Annotated in this window: 13 protein-coding genes; 7 read left to right on the plus strand and 6 right to left on the minus strand. The window is 72.1% G+C overall.

The annotated features are described in order from the left end of the window. Positions 1–40: 40 nt before the first annotated feature. A complete protein-coding gene (locus tag ACIA47_RS15140) occupies positions 41–1,249 on the plus strand; it encodes a PucR family transcriptional regulator (RefSeq protein WP_396708307.1) in 1,209 nt (402 codons plus the stop codon). A gap of 71 nt (positions 1,250–1,320) precedes the next feature. Here the strand turns inward: ACIA47_RS15140 and ACIA47_RS15145 are convergent, their stop codons facing one another. From ACIA47_RS15145 to ACIA47_RS15170, 6 genes are all read right to left on the minus strand, one after another. Beyond that, entirely contained in the window at positions 1,321–1,908 is a 588-nt protein-coding gene (locus tag ACIA47_RS15145; protein WP_396708309.1) for a hypothetical protein, read from the minus strand. 349 nt (positions 1,909–2,257) lie between these two features. Beyond that, positions 2,258–3,202 carry a hypothetical protein gene (locus ACIA47_RS15150; RefSeq protein ID WP_238410597.1) on the minus strand — a complete coding sequence of 315 codons (945 nt, stop codon included), beginning with the start codon at positions 3,200–3,202 and terminating at the stop codon, positions 2,258–2,260. 122 nt (positions 3,203–3,324) lie between these two features. Beyond that, on the minus strand, positions 3,325–4,713 hold the full coding sequence (locus ACIA47_RS15155; protein WP_396708311.1) for a protoporphyrinogen/coproporphyrinogen oxidase: 1,389 nt from the start codon (positions 4,711–4,713) through the stop codon (positions 3,325–3,327). 70 nt (positions 4,714–4,783) lie between these two features. Continuing rightward, positions 4,784–5,485: an SDR family oxidoreductase gene (locus ACIA47_RS15160; protein ID WP_396708313.1), complete on the minus strand. Its 702-nt coding sequence runs from the start codon at positions 5,483–5,485 to the stop codon at positions 4,784–4,786. Positions 5,486–5,670: 185 nt separating this feature from the next. Then, positions 5,671–7,287, minus strand: a complete 1,617-nt coding sequence (locus ACIA47_RS15165; RefSeq protein ID WP_396708315.1) for an MFS transporter — start codon at positions 7,285–7,287, stop codon at positions 5,671–5,673. Between the two features lie 50 nt (positions 7,288–7,337). Continuing rightward, entirely contained in the window at positions 7,338–7,919 is a 582-nt protein-coding gene (locus ACIA47_RS15170) for an NAD(P)H-dependent oxidoreductase (protein WP_203119320.1), read from the minus strand. Between the two features lie 169 nt (positions 7,920–8,088). Here ACIA47_RS15170 and ACIA47_RS15175 point away from each other — a divergent pair, with 169 nt between their 5' ends. From ACIA47_RS15175 to ACIA47_RS15200, 6 genes are all read left to right on the plus strand, one after another. Beyond that, positions 8,089–11,406 carry a BTAD domain-containing putative transcriptional regulator gene (locus ACIA47_RS15175; protein WP_396708317.1) on the plus strand — a complete coding sequence of 1,106 codons (3,318 nt, stop codon included), beginning with the start codon at positions 8,089–8,091 and terminating at the stop codon, positions 11,404–11,406. Positions 11,407–11,437: 31 nt separating this feature from the next. Next, positions 11,438–12,310 (plus strand): alpha/beta fold hydrolase, encoded by an 873-nt coding sequence (locus tag ACIA47_RS15180; protein WP_396708319.1) that lies wholly within the window; start codon positions 11,438–11,440, stop codon positions 12,308–12,310. Between the two features lie 198 nt (positions 12,311–12,508). Further along, complete coding sequence (locus ACIA47_RS15185) at positions 12,509–14,032, plus strand: PQQ-binding-like beta-propeller repeat protein (protein WP_396708321.1); 1,524 nt, start codon at positions 12,509–12,511, stop codon at positions 14,030–14,032. A gap of 161 nt (positions 14,033–14,193) precedes the next feature. Further along, positions 14,194–15,054: a glucose-1-phosphate thymidylyltransferase RfbA gene (gene rfbA / locus ACIA47_RS15190; RefSeq protein ID WP_203119385.1), complete on the plus strand. Its 861-nt coding sequence runs from the start codon at positions 14,194–14,196 to the stop codon at positions 15,052–15,054. 132 nt (positions 15,055–15,186) lie between these two features. Further along, a complete protein-coding gene (locus ACIA47_RS15195) occupies positions 15,187–15,756 on the plus strand; it encodes a hypothetical protein (protein ID WP_396708323.1) in 570 nt (189 codons plus the stop codon). 9 nt (positions 15,757–15,765) lie between these two features. After that, positions 15,766–17,025 carry an activator-dependent family glycosyltransferase gene (locus tag ACIA47_RS15200; protein ID WP_396708325.1) on the plus strand — a complete coding sequence of 420 codons (1,260 nt, stop codon included), beginning with the start codon at positions 15,766–15,768 and terminating at the stop codon, positions 17,023–17,025. The last annotated feature ends 23 nt before the right edge of the window (positions 17,026–17,048 follow it).

Here is a 17,048-nt window from a genome sequence, read left to right on the forward strand (position 1 = left end):
ACCGATCGAAATGCGTTCGCCGTCCCTTGCAGGAGGTGTCGTGCCGGACCTGATCGTGGCGCTCCAACGGCGGATTGACGTCAATGCTGTGCGTGCCGTCAATACCTACCAGCGAGAGGTGCCCGAGTACGCGTCACCGTCACCGGAGCAGCTCGCGCACATGCTCGACTTCGCGCGTTTCATCCGCCTGGTGAGTCTGGAGCGCGTACGGGACGACACGCCGCTCGACGAGGACGACCTGGCGGCCATCGGCGACGTCGGCCGACGACGGGGCGAGGATCGGCTCTCGCTGGCGTCGCAGCGGCAGGCGCTCAGCACCCATACCGCACTGATGCTGCGCGATGTGGTGGAGACCGCTACTGCGGCCAACACCGAGGATGTGCTCCACATGGCCAACTGGCTCGGGCGGGAGGGCAACCGGGCCCGCGGCGCCTACCTGGACGGGTACCTTGTTGGCGTTGCACAGACCTGGTCGATGTCGGCTCAGGTCCAGATGCTCGCGCGGTCGCTGCTGGCCGACGAACCACCGCCGACGGGCATCGCTCGGGCGGCCGGCGTACGTCTTGCGAATCACTGGCTGGTGACGGTTGTTCGGTTCGACCCGCCGGGCCTGACCGCGCCGGCTCGGAAACGCATCGTCGCCGCGGTTTTGGCGTCCTGGCGGATCCCGATGTCCTGGCTCGGGCCGGCGGAGTTGGTACTTGTCACGCCGGCATCGGTCGACGCGCCGGCGGCCACGTCGGCATGGCTTGTCGACGGTGGCGTATACGGTCCGGCGGCGGATCGCACCCTGGACCTGGTCCGCGGCGTCGCCATGGACTCCGGCCGTGAGTGCGCCGCCGGCGCTGCCCTCGGGCCCGTGGGCCAGCTGGCCGGTGTGCTGGACCAGGCACGACAGATCAGCCGCCTGACGTCGGCGGAGCGAAGGCCCCAGCACCTCTACAGCGTCGCGGACAGGTTCGTCGAACTCGGAGCCGCCCGCTTGCCCCAGATGGACGGTTGGCTGCGGGAGCTCATCACCCGACTCGAAGCCGGCCCGGACCTGATCCGCACCCTCGACGCGTACTACCTGCACGACATGTCCCGACCGGCGACGGCACGGGCGCTTGGTGTGCACACCCGCACGCTCGACTATCGCCTGCGACGCGTAGAGGAGCTGATCGGGCTGCGTCCGGCCTCGACCCGCGGCGTGCGGATCCTGACCGCCGCCGTCGCCTGGGCGTTCGCCGACCGGCTGCGGGAGGCATGACGAGGCCGGGCGTAGCCGGTCGACCGCCGCTGGCACCGCGACGGTCGACCGGTTTGATCCGTGCGGCCTCCTCAGCAGGTGACCTGCACGATGGGCGACTGTGTTGTCAGCGTCACTGACGGTGGGTAGTAGCCGCCGGGAGCGGTGTACGTGTGGATGCCCTTGGTGACGTAGTAGTTCGGCACACTCTGGCAGATCGTGAAGGCGACACCTGTGTACTTCTTGTTCCCCGGGCCGGAGTTCAGGCTTCCGACTGACACCAGGAAGAAGCCGCTGCCTGGGACGTACTGGTACAACTCGGCCTGAGCACCGATGTACGGGATTGGCGCGTCACACCACGAATCCGCCTTGCCGTCGATGCTGCCCGGGATGCCGTTGCCGCCGGTCGACGCATGTGGGTACTGGGCCCGTGCGGTGCAGGTGATCACATTCGCGGCGGCCGCCGTGGCCGGCCCACGAGCGGTCGGCTCCCGGCTGAAGGTGGGCGTCGTCGCTGCGGCCTGCTCCCCGGCCAGAGCCTGTGCCGCTGCGAGCACCGGCTGTGGGATCGTCCCGGCAGCCGTCGCAGACTCTGCCGCACTAGCCGGAGTAGCAACGGTGGCCACGGAGACCGCCAGCAGTGCGGCGAGCCCGATGCCGAACACGCGACGTCTGAGCATCTTCCCCTCCTAGAAATCGTTCCCCGAAGTGGCGGGGGAATCGGAAAACATGGTGAGGAAACTATCCAGCGAAAGGTGCGCCGGCGTCTTCGTGAACAATTGCAAACCTGCGCCCTGACCGACCCCTGTCATTGTCATGCCGCGCAACGGGCGGCACCGGCCCTGACATGTTGGCACCCTGGCGCAGGGGACGAGTCCCAGTATGCGGTTGACCTGGTGTGGCAATTCGGTTGGCGGATCATGAGGGCGCGGCGGCATGACCCTTGCGTGGATGCCCGTCGAACCGTCGTTCTGGTCGATGACCACGGGGCGAGCTACTGACCGAGCAACTGCAGGGCGCGCTGAGCGGTCAGTTGTAGGGCATGCTGGGGAACCAACCGAAACCGAAGTGCGCGGGAATCCGCAGGTCCCAGTACACGACGGTGAAGACGCCCAAGGCGACGAGCAGCGTCCCCGTGACGAGGGTGCTGCGGCGCGGGTCGGCCATCCAGCCCAGGAAGCGTCCCCGGCTGAGCAGGACGATGCCAACGAACAGCACTGTCACCACGAGGATGTTGCCGACGGACTGCAGGGCGAACGCCAGCGCACCGTAGACCGGGTTGCCGGTGTCCACCGCCCAGTGGAACAGCTTGTTGAACAGCGGATAGGGGCGGCCGATGAGAAATCCACCGACGAGCGCGCCGAGCACCACCACGCGCCCCGCCGGTCGGTGTGCGAACACGTCCGGCACGATGCGGAGCGCCGCGAGGCCGAGGTAGAGCAGCGCCAGACCGATCAGGCCGAACACCACCGAGGACTGGATGAGCCGGACCGGCATGTCCCCGACGGACGCGGTGGACAGCTGCGGCAGCCGGTCGCCGAGCAACACGCCGATCGCGCCGTACGCCGCCGCTACGGGCAGCATGCCGGCCGCCAGCAGGCCGATGGTCCGCAGAAGGGGACGCCACGTCCCGGTGGCCGTCCGTGGCGTCCGGCCGGCCTGGCTCATCGGCCCGATCGAGGCGACCATGGCGATGTTGCAGGCGGTGAAGGTGCCGGCGAAGCCGGATACGAGGGCGAAGAGCAGGCCAGCGCCGGTGCCGGAGAGCGCGGTGGCCTTGGCGTCGTGCCCGAGTACTCCGTTCGCCACGGTGTCACCGATCACCGAGTCGACCAGCTCGAACGACCACATGATCGCCAGCAGCAGGCCGGCGGCGGTGCTGACCAGCGCGGCCTGCCGGTGGCCGGAAGGCGCGGCGGAAACGGTCTGTGGCGCGGTTTCGCGATGATCCTCGTGGTGCGTTTGCAACGTCATCGTCGCCTCACCTCCGGGTGGGGGGTCGGGGGACGGTCGCGTGCAACGTCGCGTCGCGGCCGATGATCCGAGCATGCCGAGCCGGCGTCGGCGGCACGTCTTCGCGAGTGCGGAACTTCGGGTCAGTAGACGGCGGCGGCGACCGATGGGGCCGACGGGGCCGACGGGGGCAGCCGGTGCGGCAGGGGAATGCGTTCCGGCTCCCCGGTGAGCAGGTGCCGGGCGACGTCGGCCCCCATCTTCATGGCGTGGTCCATGTTCCCGTACTCGTACATCCAGACGCCGAAACGGCCGCGGGAGTAGATGCCCCGCCCCTCAAGATGGTCGAGGATCAGCGCCACGGCCTCCGTGCGGTCCAGCGTCGGGATCGGGTACGCCATCGGGATCCTTCGCACGTACCGGGAGACGACGGCGCTGGGATCGGGCAGCAGCCCGGCCTGCTCGAGGCCGAGCAGGGTCTGCCGCACCGCCACGTCGTCGTCCGGCCATTCGCCGTCGGACGGCAGGGCGATCTCCGCCAGGTACGACACGTGGTGCTCCCGTGGCTCCGGCATGTTGGCGCTGGCGAACAGGCCCATGTTGGTGATCCTGTAGAACGGGTAGCTGCCCTCGGGGAAGTACAGCCAGTGCCACGCCGGGTCGATCCGGCCCTGGGCGCCGACGCCCACCACCAGCACCCGGTTGTGGCGCAACACCGCTGCGGCGGCGCGTACCTCCGCCGGGCACCGGGTGAGCGCCGACACCAGCGCGGTCAGGGGCATGGTGGAGACCAGCCGCTCGTACGACAGCCGCTCGCCGGAGCCGTACGTGACTGTCCGGGCGTCGGGATCGATCCGCCGCACCGGCGCCGCGTACCGTACGTCGGGCAGCCGGGCCGCCAAGCGCCGGAACGGCTCGCCGATGCCGCCGCTGCTCGGATAGGTGAAGGTGCTGTTGGGTCCCCACCCCGGCGCGGTGCGACGCTCGACCAGGTTGCGCAGCGCGCCGTGCCAGTCGACCGTGGCCACCCGGTGGGTCACCCAGTCGGTGGACATCTCGTCGGTGGGCACCGTCCACACCTTCTCGTGGTACGGCCGCATGAACCGCTCGACGATGCCGGTGCCGAAGTGTGCGAGCAGCCAGTCGTCGTAGTTGCGTACCACGACGTCCGGCCGCTCGATCATCTTGACCAGGCAGTCGACGGCGTCGTCGGTCGGCAGGGCGCTGAGGTTGTGCTGGAACGGGTAGGGCACCCAGTTGTCGCCGTAGCGGATGTAAGAGGAGCGCTGGTGGCGCAGCACGTCACCGGCCATGACGTCGTCGAGCAGGGCGTCGAAGTCTCCGAAGTAACTGAAGGCGACGTGCGCGCCCTGGTCCCACACGAAGCCGGCCTCGTCGGTGAACGACGAGGCGAGCCCGCCGGCCACCATGCCGCGTTCCAGGACCACCGGGCGGGCGCCGGCGCGGTGCAGTTCGTGGGCGGCGGCGAGTCCGCACGGGCCGGCGCCAATGATGAGCTGGTCGTATCGCATCCGTGCGTTACCTCCGCAGGCGGGAAGGGAGGTCCGGCGGTTCGGGCGGTGGCCCGGCCGGACCGGAGGCTCAGTCGGCGGCGGGCATCGGCCGGATGACAATGCTCGCCAGGTCGACGCCCTCGGGCTGGCCCAGCACCCAGAGGATGCTGTCGGCGACCTGGCCCGCGGTCAGGCTGCCGCCCGGGGGAGTGCCGCCGGCGTGCGCCCAGAAGGAGGTGTCGACCCGGCCCGGCGCGATCAGGGTGACCCGGATCCCGTCGCCGGCGACCATCAGGCGGACGTTCTCCGCGAGCCCGGTCACCGCCCACTTCGTCGCCCCGTACAGGTTGCCGTGGGTGGCGACGAGGCCGGCGAGGCTGCCCACCAGGATGATCCGGCCGCGGGTGCGGCGCAGGCTCGGCAACGCCGCGCGCACCAGCAGGGCCGGTCCCAGCACGTTGACGAGGATCATCTCCCGCCAGCCCTGCGGGTTCCCGTCGTCCACGGCGTCGAAGGTGGCCATGCCGGCATTCGCGATCACCGTGTCCAGCCGCCCGAAACGCTCGACCGTGGTGCGTACGGCCCGCTCCACCGCGGCGGGCTCGGCCGCGTCGGCGGGGATCACCGCCAGTCGCTGCCCGGCGTCGGCCCCGGCGGCGAAGCGGGCGAGCCGCTCCGGGTCCCGCCCGGTCACCGCGACCCGGTGGCTGCGGCGCAGCAGGCGTTCGGCGGTCGCCGCACCGATGCCGGCCGCACCGCCGGTGATCAGGGTGACTGGATCGTCCGCCATGGCTGTCCTCTCCTCCGCGCCGGGGGGCTTGGCCGGCGGCCGGGGTCGGCCCTGCGCGGGGAGTTACATACCGACCTCGCCGCCACCATTCTCGGCCGCCGCCGTGGGACTTAACGTCTCCGAGATTGCCGGGTCCGGACACGCGTGCGGGGCAGGGCCGGGCCCTGCCCCGCACGCGGGTTCGCCTAGCGGGCCTGTGCGGGCGCCTCCGCCGCGGCCGTGCCGGCGACCGGCTTGGTCGGCTTCGGCGGCGGGGGCACCGGGTCGACCTTGCGCAGCGCGACGACTGACAGAACGGCCAAGCCGAGCACGACGATCGCCCCGACCAGAGCGACGGTGTTCAGACCTGCGGTGAAGGCGTCGTGCGCGGCGTCGACCAGGCCGCTGCCCAGCGGGCTGGGCAGCGACCGGGCGGTGGCCTCCGCGGCTTCGACGCTGCCCCGGGCGGCCCGCGCCGCCTCGGCGGTGACGCCGGAGGGCAGCGCGTCGGTCAGTTCGGTGCGGTAGACGGCGGCGGCGACGCTGCCCAGGGCCGCGATGCCGAAGGCCACCCCGAACTCGCTGCCGGTCTGCATCACCGCTGAGGCGGAGCCGGTCTCCTTTGTGGAGACAGCGCCGATCGCCAGGCCGGTCACCAAGCCGAGCGGGATGCCCACGCCGAACAGCACGATGCCGAAGCCGATCAGAATGGGCGCCAGGCCGCCGGTGCGGGTGACCTGGGTGAGCACCACGTATCCGAGTGCCGCGATGACCATTCCGATAGCGAGCACGTACGCCGGGCGGATCCGTTGCGCCAGACCCGGGCCGAGCATGAGCCCGACGATCAGCCCCAGGGTCGGCGGTAGCATCCACAGCCCGGTCCCCAGGGTGGAGAGGCCCTCCACGGTCTGCAGGTGCAGCGTGACCAGCAACGAGCTGCCGCCCTGCACCGCGCCGCCGAGCAGGCCGAAGATCACCGCCGCGGCGAAGATCTGGTTGGAGAACAGCCCGGTGTCGAGCATCGGATCCCGAAGCGACCGCTGGCGCAGGACGAAGGCGGTGGCCGCCACGAGGCCGAGGACCACGGCGCCGATGGGCGCGGGCGCCCAGCCGTCCTTTGCCAGTTCCTTGAGACCGAAGATGACGAGCAGCACGCCGGCCAGGGAGAGCCCGACGCTGGCGAGATCGAGCGGACCTCGTTGCGGGTTGCGGTATTCGGGCAGCAGCCGGGGACCGGTCAGCAGCAGCAGGAGCATCACCGGGACGGCGATCAGGAACACCGAGCCCCACCAGAAGAACCGCAGAAGGACACCACCGACGATCGGGCCGATCAGCAGGCCGCCCATAAAGCAGCTCATCCAGGAGGCGATGGCCATGCCACGCTGGGCCGGGTGGGCGAACATGTGGCTGATCAGGCCCAGCCCGCAGGGCATGACGGTGGCCGCCGCCACGCCCATCAACGCCCGCGCGCCGAACAGCATCCAGAACGAGGTGGAGAAGGCGGCGACCACCGAGGTGATCCCGAACAGCGCCGCACCCAGCAGCAGCAGCTTCCGCCGGCCGACCCGGTCACCCAGGCTGCCCATCGTGATGAGGAAGCCGGCGGTCATGAAACCGTAGATGTCGACGACCCAGAGCTGTTCGGTGCTGTTGGCGGAGAGCGCCGTGCTCAGGTGCGGCAGGGCGAGGTAGAGCACGCTGAGGTCCAGCGACATCAGCAGTGCGGCGAGGGCCAGCACGGCCAGCCCGGCGAACTCGCGGCGGCCCGCAAGCGCGCCCGGGGGGGCGGCGGTGTTCGACGGAGTGTCGGCGTGCGACGACATGTTGATCCTTCCTTCACTGTTGTCGGCCGTGCGGGGACGGCGGGACAGGGTCACCGGACGTACGGACGGAGCTGCCGGTGATTGCGCAGAGCCTCGGCCCACCAGACCAGCTCGTCGAACATGCGCCGGGCGTCCACCGACACGGACTCGGCGTCGACTGGCCGGCCGCGGGCGTCGAAGAGCGCCCGGTGGTGTGACAGGCTGATGGTCTCCCGGATGGTCGCCGCACCGAGCGCGGCGAAGACCTGCCGGAGCTGCTCGGCGGCGCGGAGGCCGCCCGCGGGGCCGCCGTAGCAGAGGAAGCCGACCGGCTTCGCCTGCCACTCCTCCCGGTACCAGTCGACGGCGTTCTTCAGCGACGCTGGGAAGCTGCGGTTGTGCTCGGGCACCACCACCACGAAGGCGTCCGCGCCGGCCAGCCACGGACTCAGGTCGCACACGGCCTGCGGTATCACGTCGCCCTCGGCGAGGCGCACCTCCGGCAGGCGCGCCTCGGCCAGCTCGATCAGGTCTACCTGGAGGTCGTCGCGCAGCTCGGCCTGGCCGGCGAGCCAGCGGGCCGCGACCGAGCCAAAACGACCGGCCCGTATGCTGCCGACGACGATTGCCAATCGTAATCGCGATGACGACATTCCACGAACTCCTCGTATTCCGTTGGCCGGCGTCCGTCGAGATGGCAATAGCTCGTCGCCATTGTCGTCGCGCGGCTTACGGATTCGTTCCGGATTTGTTCCGGCACGTCGGAGCAGCGTCAGAACGCCTCGCAACGCCATCTGCGCGGGTCTCGGTTAGAGTCCCCACATGCGCTTTGGTGTGCTCGGCCCACTGGAGGTGTGGACCACCAATGGGCGGCACGTCAAGATTCCCGAGTGGAAAGTGCGGGCGCTGTTGGCGGACCTGTTGGCGCAGTCCGGCCAGGTTGTCACGGCCGACCGACTGATCGATGATCTCTGGGGCGACCGGCCGCCGACCAACCCGCACGCGGTGCTCCGCAGCAAGATCTCCCAGTTGCGGCGGGTGCTGCGCGACGCCGAGCCGGGCCTGCCCGACCCGGTGGTCCGGCGCGGCGTCGGCTACGTGCTGGACATCCCGCCCGACGCGGTCGACGCGCACCGCTTCGAGGCGCTGCTGGCCCGTGCCGAGCGCACCGAGGATCGGCGCGAGCGGGTCTCGGTCCTGGCCGAGGCGCTGGCGCTGTGGCGCGGACCGTCCTTCGTGGGGTTTGCCGACGCCCCGTTCGCCGTCGGGGCGGTGGCCCGGCTGGAGGAGCGGCGGCTGGCCGCGCTGGAGGATCAGGTCGAGCTGCGCGCCGAGCTCGGTGAGGACGTGACGCTGGTCGGCGAACTGGCGGACCTGGTGGCCGACCATCCGTTGCGGGAACGGTTCCGGGCCACCCAGATGCGGGTGCTGTACCGCCTCGGCCGGCAGGGCGACGCACTCGCCGCGTACCGGGACCTGCGCGAGCGGCTGAACGAGGAACTGGGGCTCGAACCGGGCCCGGCCGTGGTCAGCCTGCACCAGGCCATCCTGCGGCAGGAGAAGGGCCTGACGGCACCGCCTGCCGGGCCGCCGGTCCGGCGTCGGCTGACCAACCTGCCGACGCCGCTGACCGGACTGGTCGGCCGTGACGGCGCCGTCGACGAGGTGCGCGCAGTGCTGGGCGGCGGCCGCCTGGTCACCCTCGTCGGCCCCGGCGGGGTGGGCAAGACCCGGCTGGCGGTGGAGGCCGCCGGCGGGCTGAGCGCCGACTTCCCCGACGGGGTCTGGCTGGTCGAGCTGGCCGCTCTGGACCGGACGGTCGGGGCGGTCGACCAGGCCAGGGCCGACCGTTCCGCGATGCAGGGACTGGTTGACCGGATCGCCGCCGAACTGGACGTGCGGGCCCGAACCGACACCCAGTCCTGTGTGGAGGGGCTGGCCGACGCACTGCACGACCGCCGTCTCCTGCTGGTGCTCGACAACTGCGAACACGTCGTCGACGACGTGGCCGAGCTGGTCCGCCGGCTGCTCGGTGGGCTGCCTGGCCTGCGCGTGCTCACCACCAGCCAGGAGCCGCTGGGTGTGTCCGGTGAGCAGGTGTGGGTGGTGCCACCGCTGGCGCTACCCGAACCGGGGGCCGACCACGACCCGGACCGGCTGCTCCGCTACGGCGCGGTCGAGCTGTTCACCGTCCGCGCCCGGGCCGGGGCGGCGGGCTTCACGCTCGGGCCCGACAACGCGGCCGACGTCGCGGCGGTCTGCCGCCGGCTGGACGGCATCCCGCTGGCTCTCGAACTCGCCGCCACCCGGGTCCGGGCGATGGGCGTGCACCAGCTCGCCGCCGGCCTGGACGACCGGTTCGGATTACTCGCCTCCGGGCGGCGCTCGGAACCGGCTCGGCAGCAGACGCTGCGGGCGATGATCGACTGGAGCTGGGAGCTGCTCAGCGGCCCGGAGCGGGCCCTGTTGCGCCGGCTCGCCGTGCACGCCGACGGCTGCACGCTCGCCGCCGCCCGCGAGGTCTGCGCGGGCGGCGAGGTGGACCCGGGCCAGGTGCCGAACCTGCTGGCCCGCCTGATCGACCGCTCCCTCCTGGTGCCGACCGAACAGCCCGACGGCCCCCGGTACCGCCTGCTGGAATCGGTCGCCGCCTACTGCCTGGAACAACTCGGTGCGGCCGGCGAGCTGACCGACCTGCGCTCCCGCCACGCTGGGTGGTACACCGCTCTGGCCGAGCAGGCCGACGAGCGGCTGCGCGGTGTGCACCAGCGCACCGCCCTGCGCCAGCTGGACGCCGAGGCGGCCAACCTCCGCGCCGCGCTGCGCGGCTGCGCACACCGTGGCGACGCGCACCTCGCGCTGCGCCTGACCTGCGCGCTCGCCTGGTACTGGGTGCTGCGCAGCCGGGTCGGTGGGGGCCGCGCCGCGCTGGCCGCCGCGTTGGCCGTGCCGGGCGCCGCGCCGGAGGGACTGCGCGGCACCGCGATGACCTGGCAGGCGGGCATCGCGGCGCTGGCCGGCGAGCCGCCGGACGCGCTGGTCGAGCAGCGGTACGCCACGGCGAAGAGCTATGTGGATGATCCGGACGATCCGGCGGGCCGGGCCCGGGCGGCCCTGCTGCTCGCGGTGGTCACCCCGATCGACGTCACCCGGCCGGCCGCGAACCCGGTCAACCGGCTGCTGGCGACCTTCCGGGCCCTCGGCGACCGGTGGGGGGAGGCGGCGGCGCTGGCCGTGCTGGCGTACCACGCCCAGTTGTGTGGGGACTTCTCCGCCCTGCGCCGTGACGCCGAGCGGAGCCTGGTGCTCTTCGGTGAGCTGGGCGACCACTGGGGCATCCTCCAGGCGACCACGCCGCTGGCCGAGCTGGCCCTGTTCACCGGCGAGTACGACCGTGCCGGCCGCTGGTTCGCCCACGGGCTGCACATCGCGCAGGAGCTCGGGCTGCGCGCCGAGGTGGCGCGGCAGCTGAACGGTGCGGGCCGGATCGCCCAGCTCCACGGCGACCACGTGCGCGCCCGGGAGATGTTCCGCCGGGCCCGCACCGTCGCCGCCGAGGAGTCGGTCAAGGCCATGGAGCAGGCCGCCGACCTCGGGTCGGCGGTCTCCGACCGGTGGGAGGGGGATCTCGACGCTGCGGAACGGCGGCTGCTGCGGTGGCTCGACTGGAACCGGCGAGCCGCCTGGCCGGCGGGCATCGCGGCGGTGCAGGCCGAGCTGGGGTTCGTCGCCGAGCAGCGCGGCGACGCCGACACCGCGTCGGCCCGGCACCGGGAGGGCTGGGAAGCCGCCCTGCAGACCCGGGAGCGCCGGACCATCGCCTTGGCGATGGAGGGCCTGGCCGGGGCCCAGGCGGTGGCCGGCGACGGGGTGGGCGCGGCCCGGCTGCTCGGTGCCGCGGCGGCGGCCCGCGAGTCGGTGGGGATGCCGTTGCCGCCGGCCGAGCGCCTGGACGTGGAGCGGATCGCCGCGCGGGTCCGCGCTCTGCTCGGCGAGCACGGCTTCAAGGGTGAGTTCGATTACGGGGCCGGCCTGCTGCCGGAGGAGTGTGTGGCGCGGACCCTGACAGAGGTGTCCCGCACCGTCGCCCCTGCGGGCACTGGCGGCGCCGCCGGTGGCGGAGATCAGTCCAACATGTGAGGTGCCCGGAGGGCACGGAGAGAGGTAGATCATGACCGAGAGCATCTTTCCGGCCGGCGGTACGACGGTCGAGGCGAACGGGGTCGACCTGTGCGTCGAGACCTTCGGCCGGCCCGCGGACCCGGCTGTACTACTGCTGGCCGGGTCGACGTCGTCGATGCTGATGTGGGACGAGCAGATCTGTCAGCGGCTGGCCGACCACTCGCGCTTCGTGGTGCGCTACGACTACCGCGACACCGGGCAGTCGGTGACCTATCCGCCCGGCAAGCCGCCGTACACCCTGCTCGACCTCGCCGCCGACGTGGTCGGCGTGCTGGACGCGCTCGACCTGCCCGCCGCCCACCTGGTCGGCCAGTCGATGGGCGGCATGGTGGCCCAGCTGGTGGCGCTCGATCACCCCGACCGGGTCGCCGGCCTCGTCCTGGTCTCGTCCAGCCCGGTCGTGCCGGGCTCGGACAACCCCGACCTGTCCGGCATGTCCGATGAGTTCCAGAAGGCGTACGCGGACGTCCAGATGCCTGACTGGTCGGACCGGGAGCAGGTCATCGAGTACCGGTTGTCGTTGCAACGTCCCTGCACCGGTTCCGGCCGGATGTTCGAGGAGGCGCGCTACCGCCGGTTGATCGGGCGCGAGTTCGACCGGGCGGTGGACATCGAGGCGAGCATGAAGAACCAGTTCGCGATGGGGGACGTGCCGCCGTGGCGCGGGCGGCTCGGCGAGCTCGCCACGCCCGCCCTTGTAATCCACGGCAGCGACGACCCGGTGCACCCCTTCGACCACGCCACCGCCCTGGTCCGGGAGATCCCGGACGCGTCGCTGCTGCGTCTCGACGGGGTCGGCCACGAACTGCACAGGCAGGACTGGGACACCATCGTGGCTGCCGTGGTGACGCACACGGCCTGACCGCCGCTCGCCCGATCGAGGTGAGCAGCCTGCGAGATGCCCCGGTCCGTCGGCCCCCGCCATGCTGGAACGACAGGGGCCGCCGGCCGGGCCGGGGCAGTGTCCGGCGACCGATTCGGCGCCCCGATCCACGTCGTGGTCCGCCCTCGCCGCCCTGACCGGGTCCGGCGGGGGCGGGCCGACACAGGAGGAGCGCTCATGCGGATGCGGGTGTTGGCAGGGATCGTCAGCCTGGGGGTGGTCGCCGGGTTCGCCGTCGCGGCCCCCGCGGGCGCCGGCAACCGGCCCAGCGTGCCATCGGTACGCGACTGGTCAGTCGCCGGGCAGAACACGCACAACACGCGGCACGCGGCGACCGAGCGGACCATCGACGCCCGCAACGTCGGCCGACTGCGGCCCCGCTGGGTGTTCACAGCGAACGGCGACATCAATTCCACTCCGGCGGTGGCCGACGGCGTGCTCTACGTGCCGGACGCGGGCGGCATGTTGTGGGCCATCCGGGCCTCCGACGGCACACCGGTGTGGTCGCACCCGATCAGCGACTACACCGGCCCACCGGTCGACGGCTCCCGCACCACCCCCGCGGTCTCGGGTGACCTGGTGGTGATCGGCAAGGGCTTCACCGTCGAGTCGCCCAGCGGCGCCGGCGTGATCGCGGTGGACCGCGGCGACGGCTCGCTGCGCTGGCGTACCCAGGTCGACCCCAACCCCCGCGCGAAGGTGACCGGCGCCCCGGTGATCGACCGGGGCGTGGTCTACGTCGGCATCTCCTCCTCGGAGGAGATCCTGCCGCCGCCGCACACCTTCCGGGGCAGCGTCGTCGCGCTCGACCTGCGGACCGGCCGGATCCTGTGGCGGACCTACATGGCCCCGCCCGGCTACACCGGCAGCGCCGTCTGGGGGAGCAACCCGGTCGTGGACCGCCGCCGCGGCCTGGTGTACGTCGGCACCGGCAACAACTACACGGTGCCGGAGGGCGTCTGCACCCGTCCCGAGCAGACCGGCTGCGAGCTGCCGGCCGCCGACGACTACTTCGACTCGGTGGTCGCGCTCGACCTGCGGACCGGCCGGGTCCGCTGGGTGCACAAGACGCTGAGCGCCGACGCGGTGTCCGAGTTGGACCCGCCGCCGGGCACCGACATGAACTTCGGCTCGTCGCCGAACCTGTTCACCACCACGATCGGCGGGCGCCAGCGCGAGCTGCTCGGGATCGGGCAGAAGAGTGGCGACTACTGGGCGCTGGACCCGGACGACGGCCGGGTGGTGTGGAAGACCCAGGTCGGCCCGGGTGGTGGCATGGGCGGAATCCAGTGGGGCTCGGCCACCGACGGCCGGCGGATCTACGTGGCGCTGGCCAACTCGGACCGGGTGCCCTTCGTGATCCCGTCCGGTAACGGCGGTGAGACCACCGTGACCGGGGGAATGTGGGCGGCGCTGGACGCAGCGACCGGCCGGATCCTGTGGCGGACCCCCGATCCACAGGGCGACATCGACATGGGCTACGTCACGTCCGCCAACGGTGTGGTGTACGTCGGCTCCGGCGCCGGCACCGGCGACAACATGTACGCCCTCGACGCCCGCACCGGCGCCATCAAATGGCGGTTCGCCAGTGGCGGCTCGGTGATCGCCGGAGCCGCAGTCGTTGACGGCTCGGTCTACTGGGGATCCGGGTACCACATCGGCACGGGCAACAACAAGTTGTACGCCTTCGACCTGCGCTGACCGGTAGGCCGGGCGGGGCGCAAGCTCCGCCCGGCATCCTCCACCGACGTCGGGGTGGCTGAGCGATCATGATCGAATCTGGTTCGTGGACCGACCGCCGGGACCGGCACGGTGCGGCGCCCATCCCGGGTGCCGCCACGGCGCTCCGGCCGGATCCGTCGATGCGCGGAATCCTGCTCGCCGGAGGCACCGGCTCGCGGCTCTGGCCGGTGACCAAGGCGATCTCGAAGCAGCTGGTTCCGGTCTTCGACAAGCCGATGGTCTTCTATCCCCTGTCCATGCTCATCTCGATCGGCGTCCGCGAGATCCTGGTGATCACCACACCCGAGGACCGCGACGCGTTCGTCCGGCTGCTCGGTGACGGCTCTCAGTGGGGGCTGCGCCTGGAGTATGCCGTCCAGCCCCGCCCGGAGGGGATCGCCCAGGCGTTTCTCATCGGCGAGGAGTTTCTCGACGGGCGCAGTTCGGCGCTGATCCTCGGCGACAACCTGTTCCACGGCGCCAACCTGGGGCGCTGGTCCCGGCCGGACGCCGAGGTGGTGGGCGCGCACATCTTCGCCTGGCCGGTGCCGAACCCGTCGGCGTACGGAGTGGTGGAGTTCGACGCCGCCGGCCAGGTGCTGTCCATCGAGGAGAAACCGTCGCGCCCGCGCTCGCGGTACGCCGTGCCCGGCCTGTACCTCTACGACAACACCGTCATGGAGGTCGCCCGTGGCCTGCGGCCCAGCGTGCGCGGCGAGTTGGAGATCACCGCGGTCAACGACCACTACCTCCGGAAGCGCCAACTGAGCGTGACCGTGCTGGATCGGGGTTCTGTCTGGCTGGACACCGGCACGATCGCCGACATGGCCCGGGCCGGAGAGTACGTCCGGGTGGTCGAGGAGCGGCAGGGCTGCAAGATCGGCTGTGTCGAGGAGGCGGCCTGGCGGGCCGGGCTGATCACCGACGCGGAACTGCGCGAGCTGGCCCGGCCCCTGCTCAGCAGCGGATATGGCGAGTACCTGCTGGGGCTGCTGAGCTGATCATGCCGTCACGACAACCGGCTGGACCCGACCCGCGCTGCCCCCGATCGGCCCGAGCCCCGCCGTGACCGACACCCACCCGGGCGGGCCGGAACCCGCCGCGTCACCGTCGAGCATCCCGGAGGCCCCCAGGTGGAAGGGTCGATCGTCCGTCGTCTCACCCACGACCACACGTGGGTGCTGGTGTCCGTGTCCGGCCTGGTCGGGACCGCGGACGTCGCCGCCGTCCTCGCCGCCGTCGGCCGGGCCGGCACGGCGGCGGAGATGCTGACCCTGCTGCCGGCACCCGAAGGCACCGCGCTGAGCTTCGTCACCCCACGGTCCGACGGCCCACCGGTCCTCACGGCCCTGGCCACTGCCGCGCCCGCCGGCGGCGGCGCGATTGTGCGCTGCCGCGGCGACGTGGCCCGCCTGATCCTGCACGGCGAGGGCATCCGCGCCGACCCACTGGTGCTGCCGACCTTCCAACAAGCGCTGCACCGCGTCGGCGTGACGACGCTCGCGCTGTCCGTCTCGAACACGCTCGTCGAGGCGGTCTGCGCCGCGGCCGCGCTGCACCGGGCGCTCCCCAGCCTCACCGCCGCGTTCGACTGCGAGGCGGCGATCCTGCCGGCGCCCCGACCGCGATCCGTGCCCCCAGCGGCCGACCGGCCGCCCGTGGCCGCCCGTACCACGCCGCCACTGACCATCGCCCGACGTTAGGAGAGATTCATGCGCGTCCTGTTCGTCGCCCCACCCGCCCTCGCCTCCCACCTGTTCGTGCTGACGCCGTTGGCCTGGGCCCTGCGCACCGCCGGACACGACGTCCGCGTCGCCACCCAGCCGGACCTCGCCGAGAGCATCACGCAGGCCGGCCTGACCGGCGTGCTGGTCGGCTCGGACATGGGGGAGACCCTCATGCGGGTCGCCGCGGCCGAGCCGGCGGAGAAGCCGGCCGCTCCGGACCACCCCCGGCAGGAGGACTACGCCCGCGAGGATCCGTACGGAGAACTGGACTACCTCACCCGCCACCTGCTGCGGCACCTGTGTCCCGACGACATGCTCGACGAGCTCGTGGGCTTCGCCCGCGCCTGGCGGCCCGACCTGGTGGTGTGGGACGGGCTGAGCTACGCCGGCGCGGTGGTGGCCCGGGCCTGCGGCGCCGCGCACGCCCGCATGCTGTTCGGCGCCGACGGGTACGTGCAACTGCGCACCGCGGCGCTACGCCGCCGCCCGGACCGGGACCCGCTGCGCGAGTGGCTGGAGCCGCTGCTGGAGCGCTACGGCAGCAGGTTCGACGAGGACGTGCTGACCGGCGACTGGACCATCGACACCCAGCCGCCGTGGATGTGGCGCCCGCAGGGTGCCCGCCACCTGCACGTGCGTCCGACCGCGTTCAACGGCCCGTCGATCGTGCCGGAGTGGCTGCACCAGCCGGACGGCCGGCCGCGCGTCTGCCTCACTCTCGGCGTCACGCACCGGGCCGCCGACGTCGCCGAGGCGACCGCGGCGGACCTGTTCGAGGCGGTGGAAGGGCTGGACGTGGAGGTGGTGGCCACGCTGAACGCCGAGCAGGTCGGCGACACGCCCGTGCCGGCGAACGTGCGGCTGACCGACTTCGTGCCGCTCAACGTGCTGCTACCCACCTGCCGGGCGGTGGTTCACCACGGCGGCAACGGCGCATCGGCGTCGGCGTACGAGCACGCGGTTCCGCAGCTCGTGGTGCCGGGTGCGTACTGGAGTGAGAAGTGGTTCGGTCCACTGGCAGTGGCGAACGGGGTGGAGGACCAGGGCGCGGGCGTCTACGTCGCCGACTCCGACAAGCTGACCGGGGGGCTGCTGCGCAAGGCGCTGGAACGTGTGCTCTCCGACCCGTCGTACGCCCACCACGCCAAGCGGTTGCGCCGGGAACTGCTCGCGGTACCGACGCCCCGCGACGTGGTGCCGCTGCTCGAAGGGCTGACCGCCGAGCACCGCCGGGACCCGGCCTGACCGAGCACAACGCACGGGCCCGG

Origin of the sequence: Micromonospora sp. NPDC051227 (assembly GCF_044455385.1) — a bacterium.
GTDB lineage: Bacteria > Actinomycetota > Actinomycetes > Mycobacteriales > Micromonosporaceae > Micromonospora.